The sequence below is a fragment of the Streptomyces sp. bgisy130 genome, assembly GCF_057708345.1.
Map to the genome: position 1 here is coordinate 106,448 of NZ_JBYISA010000007.1, position 13,131 is coordinate 119,578.

Here is a 13,131-nt window from a genome sequence, read left to right on the forward strand (position 1 = left end):
CCAGTTCTCCTCGCACGTCACGACATCACCGCAGGTGGAAGCGCCTTGGTGGTGTCCAAGAGAATTGGTCACCGGTGCCCGCGACAGGGGCCTCCGGGATTGAAAGCGTAGGAGTGCGCCCGCACCCCCCGCTGGGCGTACGCCTACCTGGAGGTGCCCCGTGCCCCCGCACCGTGTATCAGGAGCCGAGCCCCTCGGGCCTGCATGGCCAGCCGAGGTCGCCGAGATCTATGACGGTTCGCCACCCGCCCCCAGCTCCGCCCCCGTGAGCAGCGCGCCGTCCTGCCACAGCAGTGAGGCGGAGATCGTGATCAAGCGCACCCGCCCGTCCAATCCCCCGCAGACCTCGGCCTCCGCAAATCGTCAACAGCTCGCAACCAGCGTCCCGGCAGTAGACGGGGGTGATCTCGCAATCGGTCGGCTCGATCTACGAGAGAGTGAGGCAGAGCACTGCAGGCGGGGGTGGGTGACGCGTGCATATCCACCACCACGGTCCGAGGCGAGTAGCGAAGATTCCCCAATCGACAGGGACACGATCAGCGCGACTATCCAACGCGCGCTGTGTCTCGGCTCCGGTCGGCCAGAGCCCGACGCACTGATCGAACTGGAAGAGGAATTGCGTGGGCACATCGCTCTCCTCCTCCCCGAGATCCGTGAGTCGGCCCGGCAGCTATGGCCCGACAGCATCGAGGCACATCGGCTGAAGGCCCGGCTCGACGGAATCGAACGACAGACCAGGCAGGGTCTCGGGCAGGGCGCGCTCTCCGCTCACGTCCAGGTGAACCAGCTCGCTCGGGATTGCCAGTATCTGCTGGCCCGGCACACTGCGGAGATCCAGCGATGAAAGCCACCATGCCCCCGCTGGCCTTCGTCTACGACCGCTGCGCGAGCCGCTCCCGGCGACAGCTCCGCATGCGGCTGGAGGGCTGCCGCCACTATGCCGAGGGCATGGGCTGGGCTATTGCCGGCTGCTGGGTCGACCTCGGTGAGCACGCACTCGCCGTGCACCGCCCACAGCTGGCCGCGCTGCTGACCGCCATGCGGACAGCAGAGGACTGTCCCGTGGTGCTGTGCCTTGTGCACACCGGGGAAAGGCTGGCAACCGACACCACGCAGCGTCTGCTGCTCGAACAGCGAGTCCTTGCAGCCGGAGGCCGGACGGTCACCACGTTCGACGAGTCCGACCTGCCGACCCTGAGCGCCATTCTGGAGGGGAAGGCCCCGTGACTCCGCATCAGCGCCGCATCGTCGCCTACCTGACGTGCCTGGCCGCGCTTGCTCTTGTGCTCACCATCGGCATCATCGGCGGTGGCCATGACTAGCTTGAGTCACCGTCCTCAGGTGGGCGATGAAGTCGAGTACGCCACTGGCCGCCGGGCGATCGTCACCGACATCAGGAAGGGCATTCCGTACCTGCGAACTGCGGGGCGCAGGGAATGGCCGGCAGAGGATCCAGACTCACTGACAGTGATGCGGACGCGGTCGCAGCGGATTGCGGACGGTGACCTGTGATGAGCGGCGCCGACGCCCGCGCAGCCAAGAACACCCACCCGCTTATCCCTCTGCCGCCCGCTGCTCGCCCTCGCAGTTCCTCGTCCTGACACCGCCCAGCTCGATTGTCAGTGGCACCACAGACGCCCTCAACGCCCCGGCTCTTCGCAGCGTCGGATACGGGCCTCTGAAGCTGCCAGCGCAGCACACACAGCACGGCAGGACCCCGGTGGTGCGGGAACCGCACCGCCTCCCAGACCGCCCCGGGCCGGGACGCCCCTGACTCGCCTCACTGGTCCCCACCCGGGGCGTAACACCGAACGAGAAGCGCCCGACGAAAGGAGCAGACCACGGCCGTTCCCCTCCCGAAAGCCGATGTGGACTGGACCGCGCTGCGGAACTTCGCGGCACTGCGCGGACAGCTCAGGTGCCCCTGACTCCGATCTTCAACGACCTCGCAGTGACCCCCGCCGCTGCCGCCGCGTCACGTAGTGACGCAGTCGTGGTCAGTTTCGTCAGAGCTGCGTACGGTCGCCGATGTACCTGGTCATCTCGCAGGCCATCCGCGAGATTCCGGCGAATTTGACGCACAGTTTGGTATCGGTACCGGTGTCGAATCTGCCCCACGTATGGCTGAGCGTACTTCCGACCCGGTGTGCCTGCGCTGTGCTGAAGTGCCGCCCATTCATGTAGAGGCTGACCTTCCGGTGCTTCGTCCCCCTTGAGGGGTTGGTCCAGATCGCCGTCACGGAATTCGAATGATTGCGACCCTCCAGACGGATACAGACCTGAGGTCCCGAGAAGTGGTGCGTACAAGCACTGGTGTCAGCCGCAGCCGGGCCCGCGGTCGCAACGGGGAGCAACACCGAGACCATCACCAGAGGGACGGAACGCTTCAAAAGCGGACTAGATGTCATGAACGTCATGCTTGCTCAACGCCCTGTCGACACGAAGGCATCGTCGCCTTCGCTGCGATCACCCAACCAGCCGAGCCTCGTCCGTCCCTCACAAGGGAACCCGCCCGGGGAGGACTTCAAGGTTCGGAACATGCCCCGGCATAGCTGCAGCAGCTCCGGATGGGCCCTGCCGCACGCCGCCCGATGAATCGGGTGGTGAGCTTCGCCAAGGCTCACGAGGCCGTTGGGAGGAATCCGATTTGCACGAGCCCGGTGGGCCCTCGGCGAGGAACGAACTGCGCCCGGCCCGGGGGCATGGGAGTGGCCTTGGTAGTGCCGATGAGCGGTCCTTCTTCTGGGTCGCCGGAGAGGATGATCCCTTGGGCGCCGAGTTCTTTGAGGCGTCGGGTGACGGGTTCGAAGGTGGCGCGGGCGGCGCCTGCGGTGGAGCGGGCCACGATGACGCGCAGGCCGATGTCGCCGGCGTAGGGCAGGTACTCGGCGATGGCCTCGAGCGGGTTGCCTGAGGGCAGGGCGACAAGGTCGTAGTCGTCAATGACGACGAAGATCTCAGGCCCCTGCCACCAGCTACGCGCACGCATCTGTTCGGCAGTGGTGTCTTCGGTGGGCATGCGAGTGCCCAGCAGCGGGCCGAGCTGCGCCAGCCCCTGCTCCAGGGAACCCACGGCCGGCGCATAGTGCAGGACATGGTCCTCGGGAAGATGCCCGAACAGGCCGCGCCGGTAGTCACCGACCAGCAGCAGCGCTTCATGGGGTTGATGCTGGTCGGCGATGCGCTGGGCGATCAGGCGCAGGAGGGCGGACTTTCCTGATTCGCTCTCGCCATAGATGACCAGGAGCGGGTCGGTGTCGAGATTGACGTACACCGGGGAGAGGGTGGCTTCCTCGACCCCGATGGCGCAGCCGAGCTCAAGCGTTTCGCTGGCCTTGGGCAGGTCGTCCGCGGACAGCCGGTCGGGAAGCATCCGGACGGGTGGGCACACCGACCCGGGCCAGTGAGCCTCGATCTTCGCCACGAGCTGCTCGCTGCTCCATGCCGGGTTGTCCACGGAGCCGGAGTCGGGGTTGTCGAGGTGGGGTAGGGCGGTGACGAAGTGGAGTCCTCCTGCTGCGAGGCCGTGGCCGGGGCGGTTGATGGGGATGTTGCGGGCGCGTTTGCGGTCGTGTGCGGAATCGAGCGGGTCCGCCAGGCGCAGTTCCAGGCGAGCGCCGAACTGGTCGGTGAGCGCGGGGCGCATCTCGTTGTACCGGGAAGCCACGACGACGAGGTGGACACCGTAGGCGAGACCGCGCAGCGCCAGAGCTTCTATGTCGGGGACCAGGTTCTCCCACTCACGTTTGAACGCGGCCCAGCCGTCGATGACCAGGAAGACATCGCCCCACAGATGGTCGTCGTAATGGCCATCCGCGCGGCGTGCGCGGTACGTCTGCATGGAGTCGATGTGATGGGCGTGGAAGAACTCCTCCCGCTCACGGAGGATGCCCATCACCTCGGCAATGCTCCGCCGCACCTTGCCGGCCTCCAGCCGTGACGCGACGCCTCCGACGTGGGGAAGTCCGGCGAGGGAGAACAGGCTGCCGCCGCCGTAGTCCACGCAGTAGAACTGCGCTTCCCTCGGCGTGTGCGTCAACGAGAGCGACAGTATGAGTGTGCGCAGGAGGGTTGATTTCCCTGAGCGGGGGCCTCCGGTGACGACGACATGACCGCCCGGACCGGAAAGGTCCTGGGTGAGGATGTCGCGACACTGTTCCAACGGCTTGTCCGCGATACCGAGCGGAATGGTGAGACTCAGGGTCTGCGGGTCGGCTGCATGCAGACCACGTTCGACTGTGATCGACATGGGTGGCAGCAGCTGGCCGAGGGACGGGGAAATCTCCAGTGGAGGCAGCCAGATCTGCCGTGCGGGTGTCCCCTGCCCTGCCAGGCGATCGACGATGACGTCCAGGACGGTCTCGGCGGGTGCGGTCGATGCCTGCGGATTCGCCTCCTGCTCCGAGGCCGGCGCGTCGAATGTGGCGCAAGCCGACTCCGCTGTGAAAAGCACGGGGGACCGCTCGACGACGCGCTGACCGGCCACTGGAGCGGCGGCGGCCTGGTGCGGGGCGGATACGTAAGCGGACTTGAATTGTGTAGCGGGTTCGGTGCCGTGCTGCAAGAGCCCGGCACCGGGGACCGGGGGCAGATAGTAGGCGGCCGGGGTGCCGAGTGCGGTGCGGGACTCGTCAGCGGAGAAGGTGCGCATCACCAGCCGGTAGGACAGGTAGGTGTCCAGGCCGTGGAGTTGTCCCTCCTCCAGGCGCTGGGTGGCCAGCAGCAGGTGTATTCCCAGGGAACGACCGATACGGCCGATCTGCAGGAACATCTGGAGGAAGTCGGGCCGGGCGGCCAGCAGCTCGCTGAACTCATCCAGCACGATCAGCAGGGACGGTAGAGGCTCCAGCTGGGCGCCCGCAGTTCTTGCCTTCTCGTAGTCGTGGATGTTGGCGAAATGGCCGCTGGAGTGCAGCAGTTCCTGGCGTCGCGTCAGCTCGCTGGTGACCGCATCGTGCATACGATCAACGAGTGCGAGGTCCTCTACGAGATTGGTGATCAGCGCCGCCACATGTGGCAGGTCGGCCAGGCCGGCGAATGTCGCCCCACCTTTGAAGTCCGCCAGAATGAAGTTCAACGTCTCCGACGAGTGCGTGGCGGCCAGTCCCAGGACCAGCGTACGCAGCAGCTCGGACTTACCCGAGCCGGTGGCACCCACACACAGACCATGCGGCCCCATGCCGCCCTGGGAAGCCTCCTTGAGGTCCAGCGCTACGGGCGCGCCGTCGCCATCGACACCGATGGGTACGCGCAGCCGGCCCTGGGGGCCGCGCGGGCGCCATGCCTGCGCCACATCCAGCGACGCTGGGGCGTTGATGCCCATCAGCTCGGCGAAGTCCAGGTCGCCCACCAGCGGATCCACGTCTTCCTCGGCGTGGCTGCGCAAGGGAGCCAGCGCACGGGCCAACGCCACCGCCTCCGTGCCCGACAGGACATCCGGAACACCCTCGTACGCCGCGCCGGCCCCGGACTCCAGACGCAACTCGCCCGGCGAGACGGTCATCACCGCCTGACCGTAGCCGTCCCTTGCAGGATCGCTGCCGGGCTCGACCTCGAGAACGGTCATGCCCAGGCGCTCCTCCCAGCCGACGCCCGACCCCTGCTCCTTCAACACGACCAGGTGCGGCCGGTCGAGAAGCGGCTGGGCGTCGCGTTGAAACTCTGGTCTCGTAGTGAGGTCATCGGCCAGCAACTCCTCAAGGGCGTCCAACGAGCGGCACACCAGGAGCCCCGGCCCGGTCCCATCCGTAGCTTTGTGGTGCTGGACGTGCGGCAGCCACTTGACCCAGTCCCACTCCGGCAGTGCTCCCGGCGCGGCGACCACCGCGATCCGTAGGTCATCAGGCGAATGCAAAGCCGCCAGCTGGCACACGATCGCCCGCACCGTCCCATAGACGGCTTCCGCATCGCCTCGGATCAACAGCCGTGGGAAGGCACGCAGCGACACGGCCAGAGGCAGGTCATCGAGCTGTGCGTAGGCGGCCAGGAATTGCCGCAGAGCGTGCGCGGCCAGCGGATCCCACTCATCGGCCGGCTCTGCCCGGGGCACGACCAGCGTGGTAGCCAGCTCCTGCGGGCCCCGCCCGATACGCACCTCAGCGAAGTCGTCATCGGCCGGCCGCCGTTCCCACAGGCGGCGGCGATGCGCAACAACGGCCCACAACTGGGCCGGCTCGGGGAAGGCGTAGCACTCCGAACGCCGTTGGCGGCGCGCGGTCTCCCGCACCTCCTCCCGGGCGCGCGCAAGGTGCCTCAGATAATCCCGCCGTTCCCCGTTCATGTACGTAGCCGGTCCGCGCAGGGCCCGCACGACCTGGGCCAAGGCCATCGCCAGCGTGGAGACCACCATCACGGCGCCCATCACCCTCATGAACGGGTGTGAGCCCGGAAGGAAGAAGAACGCCGCGGATCCGCCCATCCCCATCATGGGCATCAGCATCAATGCGACCGACTCGCTCCCCTTCCGGGGCAGCGTGGGCGGAGCCTTCAGCCGAAGCTCGTCCTTGGGATATTCAGGAGGCAGCGTCCGGACAGGACGCTTGACGGTAACGGTTGCCAACGGGCGTCCGGCTACTGCCCGAAACCCGAGCCGGGCCGCTGCCCGTCATACGGCGTCTGGGCACCTCCCGGTCGCGGCGGAGTCATATATACGCTGGGAATGACAGGGGGCGCAGGCGGGACGACAGGGCGGCGTCGCCGGATCACCACCACGGCCAGAGCAGCCATGAGTCCTAGGACCACCACCCCCGCGACAGCCGCTATGACGTACACCGACCGGTCTCCGCTGGAGGAGGTGCCGGGCTTCGCGGATTCGGCGGGTGCGGCTGCGGAGGGAGTGGGCGACGGCGTTGGCAGGGGCCCGTTCTTTGATCCGGCAGGAATGTCGGCGGTCAGCGCACTGTAGGGGCGGATGAAGCCATAGCCGTAATGCTTATCCGGAACCTTCAAGCCGGTCGCCGATTCCGGCAGCTTCGCCGTCTTCACGAGGCGGTTGGCGATCTGACCCGCCGTGAGATCTGGAAACCTCGCACGAAGGAGAGCGGCGGCTGCCGAAACGTAGGCCGTGGAATTGGAGGTTCCACTCCCTCCGCCGTACTGGCGGCGCGGACCCGCGCTCACCACGTCCACGGCGGGCGCTGAGAGCAGGACGTGTGGCCCGTAGTTGGACTTGTCCCAGATCTTCCCGGAGGAGTCGACACCGCCCACTGAGATCACACCGGGATAGCTTGCTGGATAGTTCGGCGTGCCAACGCCGTCATTCCCGGACGCGGCCACAATGACGGCGCCTCGCTCCTGCGCATACCGGATGGCGTCGTCCATGCCGGGGACCTTGAACTCATCCCCCAGGGACAGGTTGATGACCGTCGCACCATGGTCCACGGCGTAACGAATCGCTTGCGACACCGGAGCATCCCCTTTGCCGGTGCCGACACCCAAGCCGTCGTCCGTGTTGACGCGCAAAGACAGGATCTTTGCGGCAGGGGCCAGTCCCATGATGCCTGCGCTACCACCTGGCCCGTGGCCATGGCCTGCAATCAACGACGCCATGGCGGTGCCGTGTACATCCTCCTGCTCGCGGTCGGCACGGCCGCTGCCCTTGAGGAAGTCCTTGCCTGGCAACACATTGCCTACCAGATCGGGATGAGTCCCGTCGACGCCAGAGTCGACGAGGGCGACGGTCACCCCTTTCCCCATGGACACTTTCCGAATGTCATCCACGTCGAACGACGCCACAGCCCACTGCCGATCGCGAATGGAATCAGCGACTGCAGGCGGCGCCAACTGCACGACAGTGGCCCCACATAGCAGCACCGCCCCACCCGCCGACCGGACCCACCGCTTGAACGTCACTCCCTGCCGCTTCCTTCCGAACTGTCCGGCCCCAACTCACGCTCCTGCTGCACCGGCACCTCAGTATCACCGCGCTCCTCAGAGGGCGGCACCCCGATGACTCCAGGCACCACGTCGCGCTGCGGAACCCAGGTCTCCTCATCCTCGACCAAGTAGTCCGGCCTCGATGAACCCCGCCGCTCCCGGTCCTCACGGCCCGAGCGTCCACTAGGCGGCACACCCATTGGGCCCCGACCTCGCGAAGACGGTCCCGAGCCGCTGTTGAGGCCGCCACCCCGACTGCGATGCAGACCCGAGCCTCCCTGAGCGCCCTTCCCCGGCGCACCTGGCTTAGCCGGCTCTCCGACGACACCGCCGGGACGCCGCGTCAGCCCACCCTGGCGCCCACGCGCACTCCCGGAGCCGGACGCACCAGAGCCACCCGTACCACCGATCGGTGGCCGCGCCCCCTGGCCCGTCCGATCAGGGGCCCCCGGCGCAGTAGACCTTCCCGAACCCGCACGACCACCTCCAGGAGTCGCTCCCGGCACCGGCGAACCGGGGCGTGCCGGCCTGCCGCCGAGCGGACCACGCCCGCCACCAAGCGGCAGACCACCAGAAGGCACGCCTGGCTCGCCGGTCCCCGACCCGAAGTCGCGAGGGGCCCCTCCGACTACCGGACCGCCAGAGCCTGCGCGCGACGGACCGACGGGCGTCGGAACCCCGCCTCGCACACCATCCAGCGACGTACCAGGACGCGGAGCCTTCGGTGCAGAGGGATGCACCACCGGACCGGCAGAACCCCCCTCGTGGGGCGCACCGTTCGTCCTCACCGGGCGCGGCGATGTCATCCCGCCTGAAGCAGACGTACCGCTGATCGTCTTCGTGCTCGTCGAACTGGAGCCGCCCTTCCGCGGACTCGCAACACCGGCACCCATGGATCCCGCGACCACAGGCGGTGGCACGACTCTGTCCGGTGGATCGATCGGCTTCCACCGCTCGCGATGGGGCTTACCTGCCAAGTCCTGCGCCTTGGCGTTGTAGGAGGCCCCGAGCTTTTCCATATGGCTGGCGGCCTGCAAGGCGATCTCCCGTCCGCGGGAGAGGCTGTCGGCATTCTTCGCGAGAGCATCTTTTGTGCTCATGCCCTTGGCGATGTCCTTGTTGAGACCCTCGTCGCTCCGCTGCCCGCCATCGGCCAGCCAATCCGCGCCATCCTTGATCTTCGAACCAATGGCGTGAAGAACTCCGCCGTTCCCCTTCTCCTCACCCACGGTGTCCTGCAAGGCCATAACAGCGGTTTTTGCCTCGCGAAGGTCACTCGCAGCGGACCTCAGAGTGTGGGAAGTGTTCTTCGCATAAAGCGCGCCATGCTTGAGGCTCGTGCTCAGGATCTTCGCCCGCGCGGCGAAGGCGTCGGCCGCCGCGCCGTGCCAGTGCTCCCGAACATCCGCCACAGCCTTGTCCAGCAGATCCCGCACACTGCCATCGGGTGCATCGCCAGCCATCTGATCATGGACATGCATCCAGTGATCGGCGATCTCTTCAACCTTGCCCGGCTGTGCGTCCTGCACCATGCCCTTCAACTTTTCGAGCGTATGGCTCGAAAAGTCTGTGTGGTGCCCGCCCCCACGACTACTCATTCCCGTCCTCCCCCGTTCTCTCGCCCCAGGTGCGTAAGGCGAGAGGCCTCTCTATTTATCAGCGCATCGACGCGCGGACGTCTTGCTCTCGACTGTCGTAACCACTCAGCACCACTGAGGACTTCTGGCTCACCTCAGCGATCATGCTCTTTAGCTCGGCGACCATGCCGGCAATCTCCTGCTTCATCTTGCCGTGCGCACCCCTCAGCGCAGTCTCCTCACCGAACTCCCGCCCCAGGTAGCCCTCCGGCAGCTCTGTCTTGTACTCCGCGGTCGACCCGACCCCGTCCATGGCGTCCACCAGCGAGTTGAGCCGAGTGATCACCTGTTGTAGCGCACTCAGATCGACGCGATATTCCTCAGTCACCCGAAATCCCCCGGTCCTCACAAAACACTCGCCCGGCACCCATGGCACAGCTAATTAATGTAACCCCTTGCCCGGAAGGCGCGTCAACCACGGCCGTTCCGCCCCTGAAACACCTCATATTCTGGCCGAATATCGACATACATCTGGCTGCTTTGCGCCCGGTCGCTCAGGCGAGACTCTCCTTGGCAACGGCCAATTTTCGAGCTGTTGCCGGGGAAATGCCCTCAACAGCCGGTCGAGCTCGGCCTCGACTCCCTTGACTGTGAGGCACGGACCCCTGCGACCACAGTCCGAGGTCACACACGATCAGGGGGGGAGGGAGATCTCCCCTGCCCGCTCCGAGGTAATGCCACCGCCAGACTCAGCCGGCACTCTTCACCTTGGGCACACCGTCCGGGATGTTGAGAGGCTCCTTGCATCTCATCGTGGAGTGAGCGTGCTCAGCGACCCGGGAGGCAAGGTAAGCGAGATCCTGGCGGCGTTTGTCGTTTCCCTCGACGGCAGACCCGGAGGCATGTGCTACGACAGCAATGTAAGTCGTAATGGCTTTGCCGTCGTCGTTCTTGGGTTGATTCCGGGGCAAGGTGCACGGCACATGTATGGCGGCGTCCTTCTCGTAAGACACAGCGCGGTCGCCAGCATCGAAGGTCATTTTCGGCCCGGCTGCACCGGGGATTTGCGATCTCGTGAATCGTTCCCAGTCTGTGGTCGATCCTCGCTCAAGGTTTGCAGTGACTCGAAGAGCCTGGGTATTGCCAGCCGATACAGTGCAGTTTTCGAGAAGGGAACCATCCCGCGCGTAATCCACCCATGAGGAAGTCACGGATGGATCTCTTGGGATATTCCGGGTGACGGGGCCAACGTCGGTGGATACCACAGTACCCCCACAGATATCGGCCACATCATCGGTTGTGTTCGGGCTGAGCAGGGTGCGCTCCACTGCCAGGGTGCCGCCGACACCCACGACAAGGGCGGCAAACACCGTCACCAAGCGCCGCCCCCGAGGGGCGCGCCGCGCTGCATCTTCTTGTCGAGCGGGCGCGTTGTCAGGAGCTGGCTTTGTCATTGATGTTGCCCTTCACGGAGACGAAGCCGAGTGAGTTGCCGTCCTCAGCTCCGCGTTGTACGGCGGCCTGTATGTCTTGTCTTGACAGCCCCGAGGGATGGTTCGCGTTGGCCAGGGAAGCGGCGCGCTCGGTGACTGTGCGCAGAGATTCCTGATTGTTCTCCATCTCGCCGGCAGCACTGTAGAGGGCATCACCCTTGGGGTCGCGTACGAATCCCCCGGTGATGGAATCAATGAGCCTGCCACTCACATCTCCCGCCGCGGCGCCCACGAGTGCCCCTCCGATGGGTGACACGATGTGGCTGGTGCCGACCCCGACGCCGATTCCGACAATGGTCTTCGCCCAACCACCGCTGTCGGCCAGCGCCTTGTTGAACTTCGAGTCGTTGTCCACGGCGCCCTGAACAACTGCATCCTTACGCCCGTTGTCGATAATGCTTTCGATCTGGCCACCCCGACGAGTGAGCTCTTCCAGGGTCTCCGAGTTGGTCCTGTCGTTGGCGTCCGGGTGGGCGAAATGATAGTTGAGCACTTCACTGGTGTACTGGGTCTGGCCGTAGTTGATACCGGCGAACCCGTCTGGGTCCTTGCCCACCGTGTACAGAAAACGGGTTATATCGCGCGTCCCATTTCCTTCAGGGAAAAGGAGCGGAGGATTCTTCCCTCGTGGGTAGAGCGAGTCCAGCTCGCCATCGGAGGTACCGTCATCGCGCCCTCCGGAAAGCAGGTGGTGAATGTCCGGCATATATTCGGCCGACATCCTGCCGAGGCTGCCGCCCATGCCGTCGTGGATGGTGCTGTCGTCTTTGGAGACGGTGGTGATGACCTTGCTCATCACTTCTGCCTCGTCCTTGGTGTGGGGCGCACCGGGCTCGGGTGGAGTGCCGAAGTCATGGCCGGTCGTCGCTGCCTCCAGGGCGTGGCCCAGGGAGCTGTAGCCCGCGAGGCCGTCCTTGGTGTCCCCGTCCGGCGTCGAGTCGTCCGGCCAGACACGGTCCTTCATCAGGTACTCGAGATCCTTGTCGGACCCGAAGAAGCCCGTGGACGCCTTGTGGTTGTGGCCGAGCGCCTCCATGAATCCGGTCATGGGGTCGTTTCCCCGGTCCTTGGAGCTGCCGAAGTTCAGATCGGACTCGGTTTGGTATGTCCAGGGGTTGGGGGCACCCTTGATCGACGGATTGAAATTCCGATCCGTATCAAGAAGCTTCTTCCCGTAGTCCTTGAGGAAGTCCGAGTCGTAATTACCATGCCGCATCAGGTTGCTCATCACCTGGAATCCGTACGGGTTCGCCGCATCGCCGGAGCCAAGCCGCCGCGGCCCCAGATCGAGCATCTCGCTCTTCCAGTGCTTCATAGCGGCGCTGTCACTGTGGGTGGCGGTTCCCAGTGTGGTGCCCAGGTTCTCCTGCAAGTGCTTGAGCAGGGCGCGACGCTCTTTGTCGGGCTCGGTCGAAGGCTGGTAGGGCTTCTGCTCCGGATCGGCCACCTTGGCCCAGAAAGCCAGGGCTCCCTTGGGTCCCATGCCGACAGCGAGCCGCTCCGAGAACTCCTTGTCATGCTCCTTGACTTCAAGGATGCGATTGAGCTGGCTGAGCTGCTTGTCAGAGAGCTTGCCGCCACTCTTGGTCAGCGCCAAGGCCTGATCGGCTTCGGCCGCGTCGAGTGAGGTGTGGACCTTGGTGTTGAACCCGAGGTTCTTCGCGCCGTTCGCATCACGACGCAGCGCGTAATTCAGTCCCTCGTCGGCGACAGTCGCACGTTTGACCACCGTAGCGATGCGGCCTCGCAACGCCTGGATTTTCTCGTCCCGCTGCTTGAGGTACGTGTGATCGGGATCAGCATTGCGTCCTGCGCTTCGAGTGGGGTCGGCGTCGACAATGGTCCCATCCTCGGTGACCTTGAGCTTGTCGGCCGGGGCATCTTCCTCCACGATCCGGCGGAGCTGCTTCTGGAGGGTGTGGAGCTCCTCATGCGCATCCTGGAGGAGTCGCGCGATGTCGCGGGATTCATCGGCTGCGGCCTGGTACTGCTTGCGCAGCTTGGCCAGGGCACCCTGAGCCTTGTCGGCGGCCTCGCCCTCCCAGTCGGCTTTTAAGAGATTGGCAACGCGCGCATCGAATGATTCAGTGAGACCCTGGTACTTCTTCGGAACGAGATGCCATTCGTCGGCAGCCGATTTGAGCTTGCCGAGGTTGGCGTGCATGATGTCGGAGAAATCGACCATT

At 65.5% G+C, this 13,131-nt stretch carries 7 protein-coding genes; 3 read left to right on the plus strand and 4 right to left on the minus strand.

Going from position 1 to position 13,131, the window contains the following annotated elements:
- Positions 1-466: 466 nt before the first annotated feature.
- Both AC3EUV_RS12305 and AC3EUV_RS12310 read left to right on the plus strand, forming a co-directional pair.
- Positions 467-844, plus strand: a complete 378-nt coding sequence (locus tag AC3EUV_RS12305) for a DUF6415 family natural product biosynthesis protein (RefSeq protein WP_435602874.1) — start codon at positions 467-469, stop codon at positions 842-844.
- Positions 841-1,227, plus strand: a complete 387-nt coding sequence (locus tag AC3EUV_RS12310) for a recombinase family protein (protein WP_435602875.1) — start codon at positions 841-843, stop codon at positions 1,225-1,227. The genes AC3EUV_RS12305 and AC3EUV_RS12310 overlap by 4 nt, the downstream gene beginning before the upstream one ends.
- A gap of 1,393 nt (positions 1,228-2,620) precedes the next feature.
- Here the strand turns inward: AC3EUV_RS12310 and eccCa are convergent.
- The 3 genes from eccCa to AC3EUV_RS12325 form a co-directional block, all read right to left on the minus strand.
- Entirely contained in the window at positions 2,621-6,559 is a 3,939-nt protein-coding gene (gene eccCa / locus AC3EUV_RS12315) for a type VII secretion protein EccCa (protein WP_435602876.1), read from the minus strand.
- A gap of 11 nt (positions 6,560-6,570) precedes the next feature.
- Positions 6,571-7,851, minus strand: coding sequence for a type VII secretion-associated serine protease mycosin (gene mycP / locus AC3EUV_RS12320; protein WP_435602877.1), 1,281 nt, complete (start codon positions 7,849-7,851; stop codon positions 6,571-6,573).
- A gap of 1,680 nt (positions 7,852-9,531) precedes the next feature.
- Positions 9,532-9,840 (minus strand): hypothetical protein, encoded by a 309-nt coding sequence (locus AC3EUV_RS12325; protein ID WP_414504747.1) that lies wholly within the window; start codon positions 9,838-9,840, stop codon positions 9,532-9,534.
- Positions 9,841-10,270: 430 nt separating this feature from the next.
- On the opposite strand from AC3EUV_RS12325, the gene AC3EUV_RS12330 reads away from it, so the two are divergent.
- Positions 10,271-10,654, plus strand: coding sequence for a hypothetical protein (locus tag AC3EUV_RS12330; protein WP_435602878.1), 384 nt, complete (start codon positions 10,271-10,273; stop codon positions 10,652-10,654).
- Positions 10,655-10,886: 232 nt separating this feature from the next.
- On the opposite strand, the gene AC3EUV_RS12335 is transcribed toward AC3EUV_RS12330, so the two are convergent.
- Positions 10,887-13,130 carry a WXG100 family type VII secretion target gene (locus tag AC3EUV_RS12335; protein ID WP_435602879.1) on the minus strand — a complete coding sequence of 748 codons (2,244 nt, stop codon included), beginning with the start codon at positions 13,128-13,130 and terminating at the stop codon, positions 10,887-10,889.
- Between the last annotated feature and the right edge of the window lies 1 nt (position 13,131).